At 68.4% G+C, this 21,781-nt stretch carries 20 protein-coding genes; 13 read left to right on the top strand and 7 right to left on the bottom strand.

Features of this window, described 5'->3' with window-relative positions:
- Nucleotides 1-6: 6 nt before the first annotated feature.
- Nucleotides 7-2,052, bottom strand: a complete 2,046-nt coding sequence (locus N536_RS38335; protein WP_051574460.1) for an FUSC family protein — start codon at nucleotides 2,050-2,052, stop codon at nucleotides 7-9.
- 24 nt (nucleotides 2,053-2,076) lie between these two features.
- On the opposite strand from N536_RS38335, the gene N536_RS0112910 reads away from it, so the two are divergent.
- Complete coding sequence (locus N536_RS0112910; RefSeq protein WP_029113976.1) at nucleotides 2,077-2,787, top strand: EthD domain-containing protein; 711 nt, start codon at nucleotides 2,077-2,079, stop codon at nucleotides 2,785-2,787.
- 78 nt (nucleotides 2,788-2,865) lie between these two features.
- Complete coding sequence (locus tag N536_RS0112905) at nucleotides 2,866-3,630, top strand: enoyl-CoA hydratase/isomerase family protein (RefSeq protein ID WP_029113975.1); 765 nt, start codon at nucleotides 2,866-2,868, stop codon at nucleotides 3,628-3,630.
- A 1-nt stretch (nucleotide 3,631) separates the two neighbouring features.
- Here N536_RS0112905 and N536_RS0112900 read toward each other — a convergent pair whose 3' ends face one another.
- Together N536_RS0112900 and N536_RS0112895 are read right to left on the bottom strand one after the other, a co-directional pair.
- Nucleotides 3,632-3,823 (bottom strand): bacterioferritin-associated ferredoxin, encoded by a 192-nt coding sequence (locus tag N536_RS0112900; RefSeq protein WP_029113974.1) that lies wholly within the window; start codon nucleotides 3,821-3,823, stop codon nucleotides 3,632-3,634.
- The gene (locus tag N536_RS0112895) at nucleotides 3,823-4,467 is read right to left on the bottom strand and encodes a hypothetical protein (RefSeq protein ID WP_029113973.1); all 645 of its coding nucleotides are present in this window, start codon (nucleotides 4,465-4,467) and stop codon (nucleotides 3,823-3,825) included. Before N536_RS0112895 ends, N536_RS0112900 begins: the two co-directional genes overlap by 1 nt.
- Nucleotides 4,468-4,717: 250 nt before the next feature.
- On the opposite strand from N536_RS0112895, the gene bfr reads away from it, so the two are divergent.
- The 4 genes from bfr (at nucleotide 4,718) to N536_RS0112875 (ending at nucleotide 9,314) form a co-directional block, all read left to right on the top strand.
- Entirely contained in the window at nucleotides 4,718-5,197 is a 480-nt protein-coding gene (bfr, locus tag N536_RS0112890) for a bacterioferritin (RefSeq protein WP_029113972.1), read from the top strand.
- A gap of 122 nt (nucleotides 5,198-5,319) precedes the next feature.
- Entirely contained in the window at nucleotides 5,320-7,374 is a 2,055-nt protein-coding gene (locus N536_RS0112885; protein ID WP_029113971.1) for an MDR family MFS transporter, read from the top strand.
- 56 nt (nucleotides 7,375-7,430) lie between these two features.
- Nucleotides 7,431-7,913, top strand: a complete 483-nt coding sequence (locus tag N536_RS0112880) for a carboxymuconolactone decarboxylase family protein (RefSeq protein WP_029113970.1) — start codon at nucleotides 7,431-7,433, stop codon at nucleotides 7,911-7,913.
- A gap of 39 nt (nucleotides 7,914-7,952) precedes the next feature.
- Nucleotides 7,953-9,314, top strand: a complete 1,362-nt coding sequence (locus tag N536_RS0112875; RefSeq protein ID WP_029113969.1) for a glutamine synthetase family protein — start codon at nucleotides 7,953-7,955, stop codon at nucleotides 9,312-9,314.
- A 15-nt stretch (nucleotides 9,315-9,329) separates the two neighbouring features.
- On the opposite strand, the gene N536_RS0112870 is transcribed toward N536_RS0112875, so the two are convergent.
- From N536_RS0112870 to N536_RS0112855, 4 genes are all read right to left on the bottom strand, one after another.
- On the bottom strand, nucleotides 9,330-10,682 hold the full coding sequence (locus N536_RS0112870) for a cytochrome P450 (protein WP_051574459.1): 1,353 nt from the start codon (nucleotides 10,680-10,682) through the stop codon (nucleotides 9,330-9,332).
- Between the two features lie 49 nt (nucleotides 10,683-10,731).
- On the bottom strand, nucleotides 10,732-11,172 hold the full coding sequence (locus tag N536_RS0112865) for a nuclear transport factor 2 family protein (protein ID WP_029113967.1): 441 nt from the start codon (nucleotides 11,170-11,172) through the stop codon (nucleotides 10,732-10,734).
- Nucleotides 11,162-12,952, bottom strand: coding sequence for an amidohydrolase family protein (locus tag N536_RS0112860; RefSeq protein ID WP_029113966.1), 1,791 nt, complete (start codon nucleotides 12,950-12,952; stop codon nucleotides 11,162-11,164). Before N536_RS0112860 ends, N536_RS0112865 begins: the two co-directional genes overlap by 11 nt.
- Before the next feature lie 64 nt (nucleotides 12,953-13,016).
- Entirely contained in the window at nucleotides 13,017-13,940 is a 924-nt protein-coding gene (locus N536_RS0112855; RefSeq protein ID WP_029113965.1) for an SDR family oxidoreductase, read from the bottom strand.
- A 68-nt stretch (nucleotides 13,941-14,008) separates the two neighbouring features.
- Here N536_RS0112855 and N536_RS0112850 point away from each other — a divergent pair, with 68 nt between their 5' ends.
- From N536_RS0112850 to N536_RS0112815, 7 genes are all read left to right on the top strand, one after another.
- Nucleotides 14,009-14,920 carry a dienelactone hydrolase family protein gene (locus tag N536_RS0112850; RefSeq protein ID WP_029113964.1) on the top strand — a complete coding sequence of 304 codons (912 nt, stop codon included), beginning with the start codon at nucleotides 14,009-14,011 and terminating at the stop codon, nucleotides 14,918-14,920.
- 78 nt (nucleotides 14,921-14,998) lie between these two features.
- Complete coding sequence (locus tag N536_RS0112845; protein ID WP_029113963.1) at nucleotides 14,999-16,105, top strand: glycosyltransferase; 1,107 nt, start codon at nucleotides 14,999-15,001, stop codon at nucleotides 16,103-16,105.
- A 36-nt stretch (nucleotides 16,106-16,141) separates the two neighbouring features.
- Nucleotides 16,142-16,831, top strand: coding sequence for a YoaK family protein (locus N536_RS0112840; RefSeq protein WP_029113962.1), 690 nt, complete (start codon nucleotides 16,142-16,144; stop codon nucleotides 16,829-16,831).
- A gap of 14 nt (nucleotides 16,832-16,845) precedes the next feature.
- On the top strand, nucleotides 16,846-17,250 hold the full coding sequence (locus N536_RS0112835) for a hypothetical protein (RefSeq protein WP_036436153.1): 405 nt from the start codon (nucleotides 16,846-16,848) through the stop codon (nucleotides 17,248-17,250).
- 104 nt (nucleotides 17,251-17,354) lie between these two features.
- Nucleotides 17,355-17,738 (top strand): cupredoxin domain-containing protein, encoded by a 384-nt coding sequence (locus N536_RS0112830; RefSeq protein ID WP_029113960.1) that lies wholly within the window; start codon nucleotides 17,355-17,357, stop codon nucleotides 17,736-17,738.
- Nucleotides 17,739-17,834: 96 nt separating this feature from the next.
- The gene (locus tag N536_RS38330) at nucleotides 17,835-18,263 is read left to right on the top strand and encodes a hypothetical protein (RefSeq protein WP_051574458.1); all 429 of its coding nucleotides are present in this window, start codon (nucleotides 17,835-17,837) and stop codon (nucleotides 18,261-18,263) included.
- A 200-nt stretch (nucleotides 18,264-18,463) separates the two neighbouring features.
- Nucleotides 18,464-21,778 (top strand): BTAD domain-containing putative transcriptional regulator, encoded by a 3,315-nt coding sequence (locus tag N536_RS0112815; protein ID WP_231514511.1) that lies wholly within the window; start codon nucleotides 18,464-18,466, stop codon nucleotides 21,776-21,778.
- The last annotated feature ends 3 nt before the right edge of the window (nucleotides 21,779-21,781 follow it).

Raw genomic sequence — 21,781 nt, 5'->3', positions numbered from 1 at the left:
CAGCCGTCAACTCGGCGCCACGGATTGTTCGGCTTCGGTGGAGACCTTGACGAGTTGACTCGTGATGGTGGCGATTTCGGTGACGAGAACACGCGCCGTCGCGTCGTCGGAGCCGGGCAGCTCGGTACGGACCCGCTGGGCGGCCTCGGTCAGCTTGGCCACGTCGACGCGCCACGGCGAACCGGGGGTTGCAGGGTCGCCACACAAGGCCTCCACGTACGAGTCGACCGCGACGACGAAGTCCCGGCTCAGCGCCGACGGCGGCTGACCCGGCAGGCTCGCCTCGAGCGACGCGCAGGCGCCGGTCACCGCGTTGAGCGCGTTGCGGTAGGACCGCAGCCAGCGCCGGAACGCGCGATCCAGTGACCAGGTGGCGCCCGCCGCTGCCTCGAATGCGGCACGCGCCCGGAAGGCACGTTCCCAGGCCAACGACAGCGCCTCGGCCGGATCGTCCAACCGGTGCACGAACGCCTTGATCACCGTTGCGGCGTAGTCGGTCTCCGTCTTGAGCAGTTCGCCCGCGCGCTGCCTCAGCCGAACCAATGCGTCGTCGGGCAGCACGACGTGGGCGAGCACCGCGATGCCCCCGCCGATCACGGTGGCCAACAACCGGTCGCCGAGCGCTGCTGCCCCTGCGGAGCCACCGACGTCCATGAGGAACACGATGGCCGCGGCCAACGCCGCACTCAGCGCCAGGTATCCGAACCCGGCAACGGCGTAGGCCACCCCCAGGAACAGCACCGCGAGCACCACTGCGGCGGCCCCGGCGGGATGCAACACCACGATCACTGCCGACGCCACCACGATGCCTGCGACGTTTCCGGCGACCCGTCCGACGCATCGGGTGTACGTATGGGCGGTCTCTGGGCGCAGCACCATGACGACGGTCAGCGGGATCCAATAGCCGTGGGGGACTTCGGCGAACCGCGCGACCGCGACCGCGATGCCGGTGGCCGAGGCGAGGCGAACGGCGTGCCGCAGCACCGGCGAGCTCCACGCGAGGTGGCTGCGGACCGACGAGACCACCGACCCGAGCCGGCCAGGCAAACCCCGGCGCCGCAGCTGTATCAGGTCGGCCGCCTGCGGTGCGGCGTCGCCGAAGCGCAGCGTGACGGCCTCGCGCAGCTGATCCGAAAGCCGCTGTACCAGAGCTCTTTCCGGGCCATCTGCGGTCGCAGCGACATCCTCGAAGCGGCTCATGGCGTCCCCGGCTGCCCGACGGAGGGCCCGATCGGGATCGGCGACCATGGTCAGCACGTCGGACGCGGCCGCCAACACGCGGGAGCCGACGTCGTCACCCATCGACTTGCCTGCGATCGCCGTCACGGTGACCGAAATCCGTTCCGGCAGCCCGTACCACGCCCGGTAGGCCAGCGGGCGTCGACGGGCCTGTGCGTCCGTCAGCGTGAACGCCTCGCGCAGCCACAGCAGGGGCTCCTGATCGACCGTTCCGTGTGGATCGTCGGCCAGGCGACGGGCGTCCGCGGCCAGTGAGCGGTAAGCGCGCGCCAGCCCGTCCCGCTGGACCTGCCAACGGCGCCGCGGCCAGATCGCGACGAGGACTGCCTGAATCAGACCGCCTGCCACGGCGAGGGCACTGGCAGTGACGGTGCCCGACCACGTGGGCTCGGTCGGCGGCAGCGTGACGAGCAGTGCGCTCGCTGCCGCGGCGATGAGTCCGGCGTTCGCGCTGACGGCCCACGCCATTCCCGCCACGAGGCACCACAGGACCACCACCCCGGTGAACGCGACGTCGTAGGACGAGAACGTCGACGCCAGGAGCACGGTGACGCCCATCGCCGCCGACACCGCGATCACCAGCGGGATCCGGCCGCGCGGGCTGTCCTGCAGGGCGGTGGCACCCGCGATGGCGGCGGCGCCGGCGGCGGCAGTGGCGGTGCTCGGGCCGCCCCAGTGCAGCCCGGCGCCCGCGACGAGCAACACGCCGAGTAGTCCGCGGACGACGCCACCCATGTCGGGCATCGTCGGCCGGATGGCCAGGCCCTTGATCACACGTTCATTCTCACTCGCCGGCTCGACGGTGGTGGGCATTGCGCCCGGCGGTACGTTCGTGGCGTGGAAAAGGTGATCATCACGTTGCGGCGCGACGTGCCCGACGACGCATGGTGCACGACGATGCGCACGACGGTCGCCGAGGACCTGCTCGCCCTTGGCGCCGCGGGTCTGAGCGTCAACGTCCGCGACAGCGCCGTGCGGGACTCCTTGATGACGTTGACGACGCTGGATCCGCCGGTGGTGGCTCTCGTCAGCATCTGGACCCAGCAGAGTTACGGCCCTGTGATCAGTGGCGCGCTGGCGCGCCTTGCCGGTGAATGCGACGCGCTCGCCGCCTACCTGGTGACCGAGTCGGTGCCATTGCCCGCGCCTGCAACCGGTCCGGGGGAGCGCACGGAGGGGCTGGCCAACGTCGCGCTGCTGCGCCGCCCCGCCGATCTGGACGCCGAAACCTGGTTCGCCCGTTGGCACATCGACCACACGCCGGTCGCCATCGAAACGCAGTCGACGTTCGGCTACGCACAGAACGCGGTGGTCAGGGCGCTTACGCCGGGCGCACCGGACATCGCCGCCATCGTGGAGGAGTTGTTCCCCATCGAGGCGACCAGTGACCTGCACGCGTTCTTCGGAGCAGCCGACGACGCCGACCTGAGCGACCGGATGAATCGGATGGTCGCCAGCACGGCGGCATTCGGCGCCAATCAGAACGTGGACACGGTGCCCACCAGTCGCTACGTTCTCCGGTCACCGTTCGCCGCCGAGTTGCCGTGACGGCACTGCGGGGCCGGGCGGTCCCGTTGGTCGCACCCACGCGCACGTAGGCGAACGGCTGACGCATACGCTGCACGCGTGCTCGTGCAGATCGATGATGCGAACGGCGTTCGCACCCTCACCCTCAACCGTCCCGAGGCGCTCAACGCGTTCAACGAGGCCCTCTACGACGCCACCACGGTCGCCCTGCGCGCCGCCGACGACGACCCGACGGTCGCCGTCGTGGTACTGACCGGGGCGGGTCGGGCGTTCTCGGCGGGCAACGACCTGGTCGAGATGCAGGCGCGCATCACCGATCCGGACTTCCAGGCGGGGGAGTTCGGCTTCCCCGGCATGATCGAGGCGCTCACCAATCTGCGAAAGCCGTTGATCCTGGCGCTCAACGGCCTCGGCGTCGGCATCGGTGCCACCATCCTCGGTTACGCCGATCTCGTGTTCATGGCCTCGACGGCAAGGCTGAAGTGCCCGTTCACCAGCTTGGGTGTCGCGCCCGAAGCGGCGTCGTCCTACCTGCTGCCGCACCTCGTCGGCCGACAGAACGCGGCATGGATTCTGATGTCGTCCGAGTGGATCGATGCGGACGAGGCGCTACGGATGGGACTGGTCTGGAGGGTGTGCGCACCGGACGACCTCTTGCCGGAGGCCACGCGATACGCCGAAGTGCTTGCCTCCCGGCCGATTTCGAGCCTGATGGCGGTGAAGCAGACGATCGTCGAACCGACGCGGGCCGACATCAGCGCCGCACTGGCCCGCGAGTACGCGCAGTTCGAAGAGTTGATGGGCGCCGCGGCCAACGCCGACGCCCTCGCCGAGTTCGCGGACCGCCGCGGCGGCTCGGACTGACTCAGCGGGTCGCGTGTTGCGGGCAGCTCTGCACGACGGACGCGGCGATGATGGCCCGGACCGTTCGGCGGCAGCGACCGCAATCGGCGCCGGCGCCACACGCATCGGCGATGTCCTTGGAGGTGGCTGCACCTTCCGCGACGAGTTCGGTGACCACCTGACTGGTGACCCCCGTGCACAGACAGACGAACATCAGCCCACCCGCTCGTCGACGGCCATCATGTGAACGAACTTCCCGACGAACAGCGTGGGATAGGCGCCGAGGTCATGGAGGCCGCCGACCGACATCCATTCCGCGGCGGCATCCGGGTGATCGATCCACCGCCTGGCGCTGGCCTCGTCGTCGATCTCCTGCAGGATCATCACTTCGTGGCCGTCGTCGAACGCCTGGTAGACCCACGTCTTGCGGACGCCGGATTGCTTGAACCGATCGACGGCCCCGTGCACCTTCTCCATCAACATCGGGACGTCTTCGACGGCGGTCACCACACCGACGATCACTCCGGCGACGACGTCGTCGGGGGTCGGCTCGTAGAGATCGATCTTCTCGACCACTTCACCGGCGAACATCGCGGGAATGTCGTCGACTCCGGAGACGTCGAACAATTCGAAGATGGCGGGCGACCGCAACACCTCGCGCACCGAATTCGGATGACGAACCCCAACGGTGACGAGGACGCGGCCGGGTTCCCAAATGGATTCGTAGACCACGACATGATGTGCGGCGATTTCGCTCAAATGCGATTGGCGCGCCTTGATCGAAGACCACATTCGGTCGACGTCATCGACCCGGTAATCGGCCGCCAGAATGAGCGAGTGCAACTTGTACTCGCCCATGGAGTCCACCTAGAAATCGAGTGCGCCGACGGGATCGGAGCAGCGCTGCCAACTGGTTAGCGCAGTCTAACCTTACTTAGGGCAGCCAGTCCATCCCGCGTGGCCAGTGCGGGTGCGGCTCACGTTCGACTTGGTTCGGACACGCCGAAAACCGGTGGCAATCGGTCGCTCCCGTCGTTGCGTTGCACTAGGTTGAGGGACGTTCGACAGCCAGTGACACTCGACCAGCCCCCGGTGTTAGAGGAGCGACATGCAAGGCGATCCCGAGGTTCTCAAGTTGCTCAACGAGCAATTGACAAGTGAACTCACAGCCATCAACCAGTATTTCCTGCATTCCAAGATGCAGGACAATTGGGGCTTCACCGAATTGGCCAATCACACCCGCGCCGAGTCATTTGACGAGATGCGCCACGCCGAGGCGATCACGGACAGAATTCTGATTCTCGACGGGCTGCCGAATTACCAGCGGCTGTTCTCGCTGCGCGTCGGGCAGACGCTGCGCGAGCAATTCGAGGCCGATCTCGCCATCGAGTACGAGGTGCTGGGGCGGCTGAAGCCGGCGATCGTGTTCTGCCGCGAGAAGGAAGACAGCACTACCGCGAACCTCTTCGAGATGATCATCGCCGACGAAGAGAAGCACGTCGACTACCTCGAGACGCAACTGGAGCTGATGGACAAGCTGGGCGAGGCGTTGTACTCGGCGCAGTGCGTGTCCCGTCCGCCGCAATAGGTACTTCCCGTCGACGACCGGTCGCGTGACCAGGACCACCGTCGCGGTCCGTAATATTAATAGCCTATCTAACGATATGGTCTGTGGCGTTTGGGTACGCCCGACCATGACGAGAGGTGGGCATGACCGATTCAATGGAACAAGTCACCGCGGATCCTGGGTCCGCGAGCGCGATGATCACGCCACAACGGCGCAACTTCATCTTCCTGGCCGTCCTGCTCGGCATGCTGCTGGCAGCCCTTGACCAAACCATCGTGGCCACCGCACTGCCGACCGTGGTGTCCGACCTGGGCGGCGCGGGCCACCAGTCCTGGGTGGTGACGAGCTACCTCTTGGCGTCCACGATCGTGACCGCGGTCGTCGGCAAGCTCGGTGACCTGTTCGGCCGGAAGGTCGTCTTCCAGGCCTCGGTGCTGTTCTTCCTCGCCGGTTCGGTGCTGTGCGGCCTCGCCGGTTCGATGACCATGCTGGTCGCCGCGCGGGCCCTGCAGGGCATCGGCGGCGGCGCCATCATGGTGACCGCGATGGCCGTGATCGGCGAGGTAATCCCGCTGCGCGAACGCGGCCGCTACCAGGGCGCGTTGGGCGCGGTGTTCGGCGTGACGACCGTCATCGGCCCGCTGCTCGGCGGCTTCTTCACCGATCACCTGACGTGGCGATGGGCGTTCTGGATCAACGTGCCCGTCGCGCTCGTCGTACTCGCCGTCGGCGTGGCGGCCATCCCCGCGCTGGCCAAGAGCACGGCCCGACCCGCCATCGACTACGCAGGCATCGTGCTCGTCGGCCTCGGCGCGTCCGGCCTCACACTCGCGACGAGTTGGGGCGGGGGCGAATACGCCTGGGGTTCGCCGACCATCATCGGCCTGTTCCTGGGATCCGCCATCGCCCTGGCGGCCTTCGTCCTCGTGGAAAGGCGCACCGCCGAGCCGATCCTGCCGATGCGGCTGTTCGCCAGCCCCGTGTTCACGGTGTGCTGCATCCTCGCGTTCATCGTTGGGTTCGCGATGCTGGGGGCCCTGACCTTCATGCCCACGTTCATGCAGTTCGTCGACGGCGTGTCGGCGACCGAATCCGGCCTGCGCATCCTGCCGATGGTGGCGGGCCTGCTGATCACCTCCATGGGCAGCGGCATCCTCGTCGGCCGCACCGGGCGCTACAAGATCTTCCCGGTCGCGGGTACCGCGATCATGGCGCTGGGATTCCTGCTGCTGTCGCGGATGGATGCCGCGACGCCGACGTGGCAGCAGTCGCTGTTCCTGTTCGTCCTCGGTACCGGCATCGGCCTGTGCATGCAGGTGCTGGTGCTGACCGTGCAGAACACCTCGAGCTTCACCGACCTTGGCGTCGCCACATCCGGTGTCACGTTCTTCCGCACCATCGGAAGTTCGTTCGGCGCAGCCATCTTCGGCTCACTGTTCACCAACTTCCTCGCCGACCGCATAGGCCCCGCACTGCTGGCGAGCGGTGCCCCGCCGCGCGCCGCGGAATCGCCACAGGCGCTGCACCAGCTGTCACCGGCGATGGCCGCGCCGATCGTCAACGCGTATGCCGAATCGCTCGGCACGGTGTTCCTGTGCGCCGTGCCCGTCGCCCTCGTCGGCTTCGTCGTCGCGCTGTTCCTCAAGGAGGTACCGCTGCGGCAGATGGATGCGGTCTCGGCCACCGATCTCGGCGAGGGCTTCGGCATGCCCAGCACCGAGTCGTCCGACAAGATCCTCGAGGTCGCCGTTGGCCGGATGTTCCGCGACTCCCCGGACATCCGGTTGCGCAGCCTCGCAGGCAGGCCCGGGTGCGAGCTGGACATCGCCAAGCTGTGGGCGCTCATCCAGATCTACCGCCAGAACCAGGTGTTCGGCTCGGCCACCCTTTCCGAGATCGGTGAGCGGCTTCGCGTGCCGTGCGAGGTGCTCGAGCCCACCTTCGACGACCTCGTGACGCTCGGCTACGCGCTGCGCACCGACGACAGGTTGTGGCTCACGCAGGCCGGGATGAAGCAGGTCGACGCCGTATCCGCCGCGATCGTCGGCAAGCTCGTCGACAAGCTGGCCCGCTCGCCCGAATTCCAGGGCAGGCCCGACCGCGACCAGGTCGAGGCCGCGTTCGAGCGCATCGCGCACCGGATGCTCGTGCAACGCGGCTGGGAAGACGACCGGGTCCTGGTCGGCGCGTCGGGCTGATCGACCAAAAACTAGAACGTGTTCCAGAATTGCGATCTCCGGCGTACGATCCGGCCATGAGCCGAATTGGAGACTTCGCCGACGACGACGCGGCCGGATGGGTGCTCAAGTCACCCGACATCGGCACCGCCATGGCCAAGTACACGAACGCCGTCTACACCAAGAACCGGCTGCCCCTGCGCGTTCGAGAGTTGGCCCGCATGGTGATCGCGCTCGACAACGAATGCGTCGTCTGCCAGAACACGCGCGACTCGGACGGCATCGCAGCAGGTGTCGACGAACACCTCTACGACCACGCCGCCGAGTGGCGGACGTGGCCCGGCTACAGCCCCCAGGAACGCATCGCCGCCGAGTTCGCGGAGCGCTTCGCCGCCGACCACACCGGCCTGCGTGACGACGAGGACTTCTGGGACCGCTGCAACGAGCAGTTCGACAGCGAGCTGCTCACCGATCTCGCATTGTCCTGCGCGATGTGGTTGGGCATGGGCCGGATGCTGCGCACCCTGGACATCGGCCAGAGCTGCAAGATCACGCTGTAAACCGCGACGCCGCAGCACATCGCGGCCCCGGGCGGCAGAATGTCTGCCATGGCAGCCAAACCACTCGCTGCGGCGGCCATCGCGCAGCTCGAGTCCGACGGCGTCGCGACACTCATCGGCACAGTGGTCAATCCCGCTGGGTTGATCCATGCCAAGACCGTTCCGTTGCGCAGAATGGGCGCCTTCGCCGACCCCGGCCTCGGCGCCAGCCCGGTGTGGCATGTGTTCGCGATCGATCAGACCGGCGTCGTCGTCGGCGACGGCATCAGCGCGGTGGGGGATCAGCGGATCCGGATCGATCTCAGCGGGCTGCGCATCCTCGGCGACGGACTGGCCTGGGCGCCGGCCTCCTTCTACGACCAGGACGCCTCACCCGACCCGTACTGCAGTCGCGCCGTCCTGCGAGGCATGGAGGAGCGGCTGAGGGCGGCGGGCCTGGACGCCGTCGTCGGCCACGAGATCGAGTTCGTCCTGGTGGGTCCCGACGGATCGCCGCTGCCCTCGAACCTGTGGGCGCAGTACGGCCTCGCAGGCGTCTTGGAGTTCGAGGGATTCGTGCGCGACGTGATGGAAGCGGCCACCGGGTCGGGGGTGGCCATCGAGCAGCTGCACCCCGAGTACGGCGCCAACCAGTTCGAGATCTCGCTGACGCCCCAGTCGCCCGTCGCGGCCGCCGATCAAATGATCCTCATGCGCATCATCGTGGGCCGGATCGCCCGCCGCTGTGGGGTGCGCGCGAGTTTCTCGCCGGTGCCGTTCGCGGGCAGTGTGGGATCCGGTGCCCATCAACACTTCTCGCTGCAGCGCGACGGTGTGCGGTTGTTCTCGGGTGGTGACGGTGTTCGGGGGATGACGCCGTCGGGTGAATCCGCCGTCGCGGGGGTGCTCGCCGGACTGGCGGAAGCCCAAGGCGTGTTGTGCGGATCGATCCTGTCGGGTCTGCGGATGCAGCCGGGACACTGGTCGGGGGCCAGTGTGTGTTGGGGGACCGAGAACCGCGAGGCCGCGGTGCGTTTCCTGCAGGGCGGGTCCGGCAATCCGCATGGCGCCAACGTCGAGGTGAAGATCGTCGACCCCTCCGCCAACCCGTACTTGGCCACTGCGGCGATCCTTGGTCTGGCGCTGGACGGCATCGAGCGCGAACTGCCGCTGCGGCAGGAGACCACGGTCGATCCGGCCGCGCTCACCGACGGGCAGCGCGCGGACGCAGGCATCGCGCTGCTCCCCGACAGCCAGGCTGCGGCCATCGACACGCTGGCCGAATCCGCGCTGCTGCGCGGCATTCTCGGTGATGCGGCGGTAGACGCCACCGTCGCGGTGCGCCGGTACGAGATCGACAACTATGCCGACCTGGATCCCGAGGCGCTGGCCGCCAAGTTCCGCCTGGCATGGAGTGTGTAATTCAGAGCGTGTAGCTCAGGCCTGTTGCGCCGCTGGGCAACTCGGGGCGATTGACGCCACGTCGCGGATGGCACGGACCCGGATCCGTCCGCCACGGTGCGGCACCAGGATGACGTGCTTGACGCGCTGCCGCTCCGGGCCCGCCGTGGTGGTCGCCAGATCGGCCCGGCGCAGCACCTCCCGCAGCACGACCTTCATCTCGACCAGGGCGAACGTCGCGCCGAGACAGCGCCGATTGCCCCCGCCGAACGGCAGCCAGGTGGTGGGGCCGAGGGTGGCGCCCAGCATGCGGTCGGGGTCGAACCGCTCCGGCTGCGGATATTGCTCGGAACTGCCGTGTACCAACCCGATTCCCGGTGCCACCATCACCCCGGCGGGCAGGCGGTACCCGGCGATCTCGACGGGCTCGGTCAGAATCCGGCCGACGTCGAACACCACCGGCCGGTTGCGCAGCGTCTCCTTGCAGACGGCCTCGAGGTACTCATCGCCCTCCGCGCCGTCTGACCGTGCGGCGCGAATTGCCTTGTCCAACACGGCGGGATGTCTGGTCAGCCGTTCCAGCGCCCACGAAAGCGCGGTGGCCGTCGTGTCGTGCCCGGCCACCAACAAGGTCATCAGCTGATCCCGCAGTTCGACGTCCGACATCCCGGACTCTCCGTCGCCTGCCCGGATCAGCATCGCCAACGCGTCCGTGCGGGTGGCCAACTCCGGGTCGGCACGTCGTTCGGCGATCTCGGCGTACAGCAGGCGGTCGGCTTCGGCCATGCGATGCATCAAACGCCGCCACGGCCCACGACGTTGCAGCGCGGGGGTAGCGATCGCGAGGGATTCCCAGACACCCACGTTCAGCAGCTTCGGCATCAGGTCGCGCAACCGCGCGAGCCGGGCGGGATCGCTCGCCCCGATGACCGTCCGCAGGATCACCTCGAGGGTGATCTCCGACATCTTCGGTGCCACCGCGAGGTCGGTGCCGACGGGCCAGCCGGCGACGTTGTCGGCCGCGATCTGGGCGATCAACCCGGTCTGGCGGGCCACCGCGTCGCGATGAAACGGGGCAAGCATGAGGCGGCGACGGTCGCGGTGGACGTCGTCATCGACGACCAGAACGGAACTGGTGCCGAGCATGCCCGCCAGCATCGAGTTCGCCTCGCCGGCGTGATAGACCGACGGGTCGCCGCCGAACACGGTCTTGATGTCGGTGGGATCGGACAGATAGACGAGCGTGCCCATCGAGGCGATCCGCAGCGTGAACACCTTGCCGTACCGGCGCCCGCACGCCGACACGTACCGCGGCCAGTAGCGCAGCATCAGCGCCGCCTGCACCGCCGGGGGCAGCGGCGGCCCCGGCGGCAGCGTCGTCGTACTCATGCTCCTGAGGATATGAGCGTGCCGGTGGCGGCGGGCCGAACTCGCGTGCTTAGACCAGTTCCGTCGCGTCGAAGATCCACGACGTGTCCGCGGCCGCGAAATCCTCCAGCCAACTGGGCGGGGCCGTGGCGGTCAGGCCGCTCATGTCCCAGTAGTCCTTCCACATGGTGACCTTGTCGTTCTCGACACGATGCACCGTGACGAACCGCAGGGTCGCCGTCTCACCCGTCGCCCACACCCACGTCTCGGAGTGCTCGTACATGACATCTGCGCCGTCGGCGAGCAACAGCCCATCGTGGTTCTCGTAGGACGCCAACGGTTCGAGGCCGATCTTCAACCGCTTGACGATGTCCTCAGGACCGCGTGCCGCGGCGGCCGGGATGGGCATGTCGACGTAGATGCAGTCATCGGAAACGCTCGCCTTCACCCCGTCCCAGTCCCTGGCCGACAGCGCCTTCCACAATCCGCGAACCGTATCTTCAACCGACACTTGTCAATTCATCCTTTTCGGTGGGAAGCGCGGGCGCCTTGTGTGACGCCCGCAGGAAGCGGCCGGTACGTTGCCGACCGACGAGCTCGGTGGGCACGCCTTCGGTGAATACCGTGCGACCGCCGACCAGCACGGCCGTAACCGTCGCGTCGTTGCGGTTGACCATGCGCCGCAGGCCGCCGTAGTGCTCGACCGGTTCCTCGGCGTAGCCGTCCAGCGAGTCGTCGAGCCGGGCCGGGTCGATGATCGCGACGTCCGCGCGGTCGCCGACCCGCAGGTGACCGGCATCCAGCCGGTACCAGTCGGCGAGCTCGCCGGTCAGCCGGTGCACGGCCTGCTCGATCGTCATGAACGGCTGACCCGACCGCTCGGCGTCCCGGACGTGGCGCAGCAGGCGCAAACCCATGTTGTAGAACGCCATGTTGCGCAAGTGGGCGCCGGCGTCCGAGAACCCCATCTGGATCCCGGGTTCGCGGGCCAACTTCTTCAGCACCTCGGGTCGGTGGTTGGAGATCGTGGTGCGCCACCGCAGCGACCTGCCGTGCTCAAGCACCAGGTCGAGGAACGCGTCGACGGGGTGCAGGCCGCCCCGCTCGCGGCCGACCTCGCCGAACGACTTGCCGACGACGGATTCGTCCGGGCAGGCCACGATGTCGGCGTCGAAGAAGTCGCGGTGCCAGACCCGCACGCCGAACTTGCTCTCGTATTCCTTGCGGAACCGGCGCCGGTAGTCCTCGTCGCGCATCAGCGCGTTGAGTTCCACCTCGTCGCGCAGGTGCAAAGCCGCGGCACCGGCCCCGAACTCCTCGAAGATCACCAGGTCGATGCCGTCGGCGTAGACCTCGAACGGCACCGGCAGATGCTGCCAGCGGAAGTTGCCGCCGAGCCGATTGACGAACCGCGACACCGGTCCCATCATCAGCACCGCGTACGGGTTGGACTTCACGTCGGCGGCTGACAGCAGGCTGGTCTTGAGTGGATTCCGGAAGATGCCCAGCGACTGGGCCACCTGCGAACCGAGGTTCAGCGGGTTCTGAATGTCGGGGCCGGACTGCAGAACGCGCCCGGCCCGGCGCAGCAGCGACTTCAGCCGCCGCAGTTCGCGCGGCTTCGCGTACGTGGACGGCAGCGTGCGGGAGCGGCAGACGTCGCCGTCCAGCTTGTCGAACAGCAGCTGCTGTGACGACATCCCGACGACGCCGGCATCGAGCGCCTCCTTGAGCATCCGCTCCATCCGGGCCTGCTCGCCCTTCGTGGGGCGTTCGGTCTTCGTGGTGGCGCGGTCGAGGCCCATCACCGCGGCCCGCATGTCCGAGTGCCCGATGAACGCGGCGACGTTCGCGCCGAGCGGACGGGATTCGAGCGCCCTGACGTACTCCTCGAAGTTGTTCCACGTCTTGTGGCGGTTGATGGCCTCGATGACGTGTTCTCGCGGGATCGCCTCGACGCGGCCGAAGATGTCCCCGGCGTCCACGCCGTCGATGTGGACGGTCGACAGCGAGCAGGATCCGAGCATCACGGTCGTGACGCCGTGGCGCAGCGATTCGCTCAGTGCGGGGCCGTCGAGCACCTCGACGTCGTAATGGGTGTGGATGTCGAGCATGCCGGGCAGCACCCACTTGTCGGTGGCATCGATGACCTCCGCGCAACCCGTCTCGTCCAATGGGTCGGCGGAGATCGCCACCACGTGGCCGCCGCGAATGCCCAGATTGCGTACCGCTGACGCGGCGCCGGTGCCATCGAACCAGCGGCCGTTGCGGATGATCGTGTCGTAGGTCACTCCGCCATGGAACAGCGTGCCGACGGCGGTGTCAACGAAAAAGTGAACAGATTCCGATATTTGTCTACTCTTCGAACCAGGCGTCGGGTTGACGCCCGTCGACGTCGGTGAAGCCGTACTCGCGGGCGAGCTGCGCTGAACTCGCCGAACGCTGATTCCAACGCGCCCGACGAGGGTCCGACGCGATCGCCGCAACGCCACGCCCGACGAACCGTGGAGTCTCGGACTCGGTGAACGCGGAAGGGGCGGTGGGGTAGCCCTCGCCCCTGGGTTCCATGGCGGCGCGCCAGTTCTCCTCGGTGACGCAGTAGTTGTCGAGCATGATCTCCGAGCGCAGCCAGCCCGGCGTCACCGCCACTGCGGTCCCGCCGAACGGCGCCAGGTCGTGCCCCTGACTGAAGGCGATCCGGTTCACCGCCACCTTCGCGAGGTCGTAGAAGACGGAGATCCGGTAGTTCTGGGCGTTGAACTCGGCCGTCCCGTCGGTCACCTCGACCAACAGTCCGCCCGGCCGCGCGACGAGCAGCGGTAGCAGACAGTGCGACGTGATCAGGTGCGTCTCGACCCCGAGACGCACGGTGCGCAGGCCGGCGTTCAGATCGAGTTCCCACATCGGCAGGTTCCACGTCGACGGCGGTCCCTTCAGTACTTCGGCGCCCCAGATGTCGTTGACCAGGATGTCGATGGCGCCGTAGTCGGTGCGCAGCCGGTCGGCGAGACCGCGCACCTGAGCGCCGTCCAAGTGGTCGACCGCGATGGCGATGCCGACGCCACCGAGGTCCGTGACGAGTTCGGCCGTCTCCTCGATGGTCTCCGGCCGGTCGTAGTCGGACTTCAGATCGCCCGTCCTACTGCTGCGGCCGGTGCAGATGACCGTCGCCCCCGCCTCACCGAGCGCCGCGGCGATCCCACGACCGGCGCCGCGAGTGGCTCCGGCGACGACGGCAACGCGGCCCTGGAGGGCGTTTCGGGCGGTTGGACTGGCCATGCGGATCAGTATTCGCTGTCCAGCACTTCTCCAACCGCAGTTCAGCAGACACAGGCATACTCGCCAACGTGACCCCGCTACAGCGCTACATTGCAGAGGAGATTGCCACCGATCACGTGGACGGGTTGCTGTCCAGACGGGAGGCGTTGCGCCGCTTGGCGTTGATCGGCGTCGGCGCCACGGCGGCGAGCGCGCTCATCGCGGCGTGCGGGGAGAGCCGGGAACCCACCGCCGATGCACCGGCCACCTCCACCGGCGCGGCCACCGAGAGTGCACCACCGCCCGGCTCGGAGAACACGGTGCCCACCGAGGCCGTCACATGGGCCGGGCCGCAGGGCCAACTGCAAGGAGCCTGGGCGCCGGCGCAGAGCCCGAAGGGCGCGGTGCTGGTCATCCACGAGAACAAGGGGCTCAACGACTGGGTGCGTTCGGTCGCCGGCCGGTTCGCCGGCATTGGCTACTCGGCCCTGGCCATCGACCTGCTCTCCGCGCAGGGTGGAACGGCCACCTTCACCGATCCGGCGCAGGCCACGGCCGCCCTCAGCAAGATCCCGCCTGCCGAGTTCGTCGCCAACCTGAAGTCCGGGGTGGAGGAGTTGCAGCGCCGCGCCCCCGGGGTGAAGGTCGCAGCCGTCGGCTTCTGCATGGGCGGTGGGCTGGTGTGGCAGCTGCTGGCGTCGGGAGAGCCGCAGCTGGCGGCGGCCGTCCCGTTCTACGGCCCACTCCCTGACGGCGCCGACTTCACCGGGTCGAAGGACGTCGCGGTGCTCGGCTTCTACGGCGAGAAGGACGCCCGCGTGAACGCGACGAAGGACGCCGCGGAGCAGGCGCTCACCAAGGCGGGGATGGTGCACGAACTGGTCGTCGAGCCCGGTGCCGATCACGCGTTCTTCAACGACACCGGGGAACGGTATGACCCGACGGCGGCCGCCGATGCGTGGAAGCGCGTGCAGGACTGGTTCACCAAGCACCTGGGCTAGGCGGCTGTTCACCGCGCATTCAGGTGGCCGTTCAACGACCGTTCATCAACGCACATCCGCCCACGTTCTGCTTGAGTCATGCGGGTCGTTCAGGTCGCAAACTTCTACGGCCCGCGCTCGGGAGGGCTGCGGACCGCGGTGGACCGGCTGGGCGCGGAGTACTGCGCTGCCGGGCACGAGGTGTACCTCCTGGTCCCGGGAGCACGTGCCGAAGCGCAGCGTCTGCCGTCGGGGGTCAGGCGAATCTCGCTGCCCGCCAGGCTGATTCCGTTCACCGGCGGCTACCGTGCCGTGCTTCCCGGACCGGTCACCACACTGCTCGGACGGCTGGAACCCGACGCGTTGGAGGTGTCCGATCGCCTCACGCTGCGGTCGCTCGGCCCGTGGGGCCGTCGCCATGACGTCGCCACCGTGATGATCTCGCACGAGCGTCTCGATCGTCTACTCGGACAAGTGCTTCCGCGCCGAATCGCCCGTGCCGCCGCCGACGCGGCGAACCGACGGACCGCCGCCAACTACGACGCGGTGGTGTGCACGACGGCTTTCGCGCGCGAGGAATTCGACCGAATCGCAGCCCACAACGCGGTTACCGTGCCCCTCGGCGTCGACCTGGAACAGTTCCATCCCCGGCACCGGTGTGACGCGGTGCGGCGGCAATGGGCGGAACCGGGACAGACCTTGTTGGTGCACTGCGGCAGGCTCTCGGTCGAGAAGCACGCCCATCGCAGCATCGATACCGTTGCCGCGCTGCGCGATTCCGGTGTCGACGCCCGCCTCGTGATCGTTGGCGAGGGCCCGTTGCGCAACAGGCTGGAGCGCCAGGCCGCGCGGCTGCCGGTCGACTTCACCGGATACGTCGGGTGCCGAGAAACCGTGGCAGGCATCCTGGCGTCGGCCGACGTAGCCCTGGCGCCCGGCCCGCACGAGACCTTCGGGTTGGCCGCCCTGGAGGCATTGGCCTGCGGCACACCGGCCGTCGTTTCGAGGACGTCGGCACTGGCCGAGATCCTCACCACCGACAGCGGAGCCGCGACCGACAACGATCCGCAGGCCATCGCGCATGCGGTGACCTCGATCATCGGCAGGCCGGAACCGCTGCGCAGGAGTCACGCACGGCGGCGCGCCGAGCAGTTCCCGTGGCCCCGATCGGCGGCGGGCATGCTCAGCGCCCTCGGCGCACAGTAGCCACCACCGACGCCACACGCCGGTTAGGTTGTCTCGATGGGCGATGCGCCGCCGGGCCCCAACGACACCGAACGGACCAGGACGCTGTGGTTCGCGCTGCTGCTCACGCTCACCAACGGGTTCATGGATGCGCATACGTTCTACGTCCGCGGCGGCGTGTTCGCGAACGTTCAAACCGGCAACGTGATCTTCTTCGCGATCGACCTCTCCGAGCGCAAGCTGATGGCGGCCATGGCCCACGTATGGCCCATTCTGGCGTTCGTCGTCGGCATCTGGCTCGCCTCCCACGTCAAGTCGGGGCGGGCCGACCGGATCGTGACGCATCCCTTGCGATGGGCCATCGGCGTGCAGGTAATCGTGCTCGGTGCAATCGGGTTCGTCCCGGTGACCGTGGCCCACAACTACGTCACGGTGCCGATCGCTTTCCTCGCGGCCGTCCAGATGGGTCTGTTCCGCAACATCGGCGACCTCGCCTACCTGCCCGTTGCCACGACGGGAAACCTGATGCGGTTCGTCGAATCCGGCTACGACGGGTTCGTCGAGAGGAGCGCCGCGGCGCGCCGCGCGTGTGGCATCTACGGCACCGTCATCCTCGCCTTCGCCGGGGGAGCGTTGATCGGCGCCTTCGCCAGCCGCGCCTGGGGGGCGCACGCGATCTGGCTGGCGGCAGGGACGCTGGCCGTCACACTGATCCTGTTCATCGTCGACGAACGGGTACCGCGGTGACCTACCATCCGTTAATGGTCCGACGCGTCCTCGTTGCCTGCGCCGCGACGATGCTCGGCGTGGCCCTGCTGCCCGCCGCGGTGGCCGCCGCAGAGACGGATCCCGCACCGTGCGCGTTCACCCTGTCGCCGCCCCACGTCGTCCAGGTGTCGGGCCGGGACATGGTGACGGCGACGGTCCAGGCGGCTGCGTGTGGAGTCGGCGCCGAGACCATCTCGTCGGTGGCGTGCATCCAGATGCAGGGCAGCGAGTCGTCCGAACAGTGCGACGTGGGTGAGGGAATCCTCACCGCCCAGGTGTACTACGCGCCGTACCGGCCCGGCGCCACTTACACCGCGACGGGGCGTGGGTGCGTGTTGACCGGCAACCCACCCCGGTCCACCTGCCAGGGAACCGGCCCGCTCACCGCGACGCTGTAGTCGTCGCGCCGGACGGCCGGCGTACGGCCTACTTCTGAGGATCGTTGAACCGAACCGGCCGTCGCACCGTGTCCATCGCAGACCACCAATGAACGGGGATGTCGATGGCGAAATTCAGTGTGATCGCGGCCGTACTGGCACTGATCGTCGGCGTGGCCTCGGGGTGCGGCAGTTCGGGCACTCCGAGCGCGAGCCCGAGCGGCACCGTGACCACGAGCAGCAGCGACGCCCCGGCCGCGAAGGGCGCCACCATCACCATCTCGGGGATGAACTTCGGCGAGCCGATCACGGTGTCACCGGGCACGCAGATCACCGTCGTCAACGATGACACGGTCGAGCATTCGGTGACGTCGCAGACCAAGGGGCAGTTCGACGCCGAGGCCGACGGCAAGGAGAAGACGACGTTTTCGGCGCCGACGACTCCCGGCGACTATCCGTTCTACTGCAGGTATCACCCGAACATGAAGGGCACGCTGATCGTGGCGTAGCGCCGCTGACGGTTTGAATCTCGACGGGGATGGGCATTCGCGCAATCAGCGTGTACGTCAATACGGCTGACGTGCTACCCATCGGAAGGAGCCGTCGTGACCACCACAACCTGGATCATCATCGCCGTCGTGGCCCTGGTGATCGTGCTAGTTCTCGCCTTTGCCGCACGTGCGGCAAACCAACGCCGGCGCCGCGCGCAGGCCGATCGGATCCGCGAGGACGTGCGTGAACAAGGCGGTCGACTGGAGAAGCGCGAGGCCGTCGCCGCCGAGACCGAGGCCAAGGCACGCGCCGCCCAGGCAGAAGCCGAGGCGAAGGCCGCCGAAGCAGCCCGCCTTCAGGACCGTGCCGCCGGCCACCGCGAACACGTGAACAGCGCTCGGGAGGATCTGGACGCCAAGCGGGAACGCGCAGATGCGCTCGATCCGCCCTCGACGAAGCCAGACCAGCACGAGTCGGAAACCGATCCAACCGCAACGTCACAGACCGATGCGACTGCGTGGCAGGGGAAGCAGACTCGCTAGCCCCCCGGCCTGGCCTTGACGAATTTGAAGCCACCGGCCGAAAGTAATGTTGCCGTCGTGATCGACTGTGATGCGACGATTCGGCAGGCCGACGACCGTCTTCGAGTGCTCGGCGTCGATTCACGCGCCGGTGCCGGTTTGCGGGGTCGCTCGCACTGAATTCCGATCTGCGAACGATGAATGTGGCGGATTCTCGGCCCGTGCGGGTGGCCGTCTTCGGCCCGGTGCGGGCGTGGGTCCATGGCGGCCCGGTTGATCTTGGCGGGCGCAGGCAGCGATCGCTCCTTGCGCGCTTGGTGTCGGCGCAGGGACGGGTCGTTTCCGTGGACCGGCTCATCGACGACCTCTGGGAGGGGGAACCGCCGCCCAAGGCGTTGGCTGCGCTGCAGGCGTACATCTCACACTTGCGGCGTGTGCTCGAACCCAACCGGCAACGGCGCGCACCCGCAACGGTGATCGTAAGTGCGTCCCCGGGCTACCGTCTGCAGTTGTCGGCCGATGCGGTCGACGTGTGGGAGTTCGAGGCGAAAATCCGTGCAGCCGAAGACGACACGGATCCCTCCCGCCGCGCCGCAATGTTGGACGAAGCCCTCGTCGTGTGGTCCGACGAACCGTTCGCCGAGGTCGCCGACACATCGTGGGCGACACCGGAGATCGCCCGCCTCGGCGAGTTGCGGCTGGCCGCAGTGGAAACCGGTGCTCGAGCGCACTCGTCTCTTGGCGCTGACGCACGGGTGATCGCCGTTCTCGGCCAGCACGTCCGCGATCACCCCGGCCGCGAGGGCGCCGCGTGCCTGCTCGCCACCGCGCAGTACCGAACGGGTCATCAGGCTGCGGCGCTCGACACGTTGCGCAGAACACGCGACTACCTCGACGCCGAGCTCGGCCTGGAACCCGGTCGTGAAATGCGTGTACTCGAGCAGGACATCCTCGCGCACGCCGTTCATCTCCACCCGGTCGCGGTGCCGCAGGCTGGGCCGGCCGTGCCTCCGAAAGTCCCCAAGGGGGCTATCCATGGTCGCGACGACGAACTCGCGGACGTTGCCAAGGCTGGGCAGGAGGCGATCAACGGCGGCTGCCGGGTGCTCTGGATCGGCGGAGAGGCGGGAGCAGGCAAGACCACGCTTGCCGAGTCGGCCACGGAAGGGCTTCGGGCGGCGGGTTGGGTAGTGGCAAGAGGACACTGCCCCGAGGTGGACGGCGCCCCGCCGGCGTGGGCTTGGACCGAGGTAGTACGCCAATTCGCCGACGGGTTCGCCCCCATCGATCCCCGCCATGCGAACGCCCTCGAACAGTTGCTGCACCACGACGGCGAGCACCGTGATTCGGGATCGTTCTGGATGGCGCGCGCGGTCGCGGACATTCTCGGCCGTGCGGCCGTCCAAGGGCCGGTCGCGGTCCTGCTCGAAGATCTGCATCGCACCGACGGCCTGACCTTGGAGCTGCTGAGACTTGCCGCGGATGCGCTCGTCGGTCGACCGGTGCTCGTGATCGCCACGTACCGGCCCTCTGAAGCGGGTTCGGAACTGGAGTCGGCCCGCGCCGCGCTGGCCGCCCGGACCGCTGCGCATCTCATCTTGTCCGGCCTCGACGCAGCTGCCACGGTGGCGCTGGCCGCCGACTCCGGCCTGACCGACGTGTCCGGCCAGACGCTGCGCTTGCTCCGGGAACGGACGGGAGGCAATCCGTTGTTCGTTCGCGAACTGGCGAGGCTGATGGCGGCGGAGGGCGCCGACGCCGTGCAATCCGCTGTGCCCGCCGGAATCCGTGACGTGCTTCGGCGCCGGTTGGCGCGGCTGCCGGGCGCGACGTTGACGGCCTTGCGTCAGGCCGCGGTGCTCGGCCGGGACGTGGACGTCGACCTGCTCGCCGAACTCGCCGGCCGTGATACCGACGATTTGCTCGACGCACTCGAACCTGCGGTAGTGGTCGGCCTGCTGGTCGAACCGGGCCCCGGCCTGGTTCGCTTTGCGCACGCGGTGGTGCGCGACACCCTCTACGAGGACATCTCGCTGCTGCGCCGATCCCGACTGCACGCCGCCGCACTCGCTATACTGCGGCAACGAGCTCGGGCCGCCGACCCGACGTCGCTTGCTCACCATGCGGCGGCCGCAGCGACGCCCGACACCGCCGCCGAGGCCGCCGAGTTCGCCGTGGCCGCCGCCCGTGAAGCCGACGCGGTAGGCGCCCACGCTGAGGCCGCGAGACAGTGGCGGTCGGCGGTGCAGCTGCTCGAACTGACGGCGACCAGGGCCAAGTCCGCGCCCGACCACCTCGACCGCGACATGGAGGCACGCTGCGGGTTGATCGGCTCGCTCGCCAGGGCTGGCGACGTGGTCGCCGCACGTTCGGAACTGAAGCGCGCGCTGGCCTGCGCATCCCTCGCTGCCGGAGAAGTGGGTGATGCTCTCGCCGCCCGTGCGCTAGTGGCGTGGGATGCCCCGCTGCTGTGGCGTGTGCGGATCGCCGACACCGTCGACGGCGACATCGTCGATCCACTGCATCGCGCCCTCGAAGCGGAGGCGCGGTCCGCGCACCCTGCACCGGTCCGGGCCCGACTGCTTCTGACGCTGTTCGCAGAGGTGGAGGGCGCAGACACGCCTGCTTCGCTGGCGGCCAGCTCGGAGGCGCTCGAGCTGGCCCGGGACGCACACGCCGCGGATCCCGGCGCCGGGGGTCGGCTGCTCTGTGCAGCGCTCAATGCCCGCGCCTACTGCGCTCTCGGACCGGACATCGCGGCACAGCGCGATGCACTCGCCGGCGAGTTCCTCGCGGTGGCCGAAGCCGCGGGCGAGGTCGACTATCAGGCCATCGCGCACTGGATGTCGTTCCTCGCCGCTTCCGGACGATCCGATCTGGCGGCGGCGCAACGGCATGTCGATCTTGCCGTCGCACGTGCGGGCACCGGTCAGTTGAGCCACCTACTGACGGTGCTCGAAGTGTTCGCCGCGCAGCTGACAGTGCTGGCGGGACATCCCGACGAAGGTGAGCGCCGCTATGCGACGGCCGCTGCACGGCTCTTCGAACAGGGCGCTGCCAATGGTGCTTTGATGGCCCTCGTCGGCAGGATCACCGCAGGCTTCGCCCGTGGCGACCTCGGCCCGTTGGCCGACGAGTTGCTCGTCGTCCACGACACCGTGTCGACGACGATCGCAGACGTCGCCGTACTCGCGCTGCTTGCCGCCGGCCGCACCGACGAGGCGCGGAGGCTTTGGCGAACGAGGCAGCCGGTCGAGCGCTCCTACTACTGGCTGGCGATGATGACCTTTCGCGCGCACGCCGCAGCGGCGCTCGGGGACATGGACGCTGCCAAGGACTGCCTGGCGCAGCTGTTGCCGTACAGCGGACGAATGGCGGGGCTCGACAACGGAAGCCTCCTGGCGGGCCCAGTGGACGACGCGCTGGCCGCCGTCGCGGAACTGGACGGCCGGGTCGGGGAAGCAGACCGCTACCGCGCCGACGCCACTGCACTGCGCAGCAGGCTGGCGGCCGACGCGGCGCGGCTGATCCCCTGACGG

Source organism: Mycobacterium sp. URHB0044, from assembly GCF_000620625.1.
Taxonomy (GTDB): Bacteria; Actinomycetota; Actinomycetes; order Mycobacteriales; family Mycobacteriaceae; genus Mycobacterium.
The sequence above is the reverse complement of the archived record's forward strand: the minus strand, read 5'-3'. Positions and strand labels throughout refer to the sequence as shown.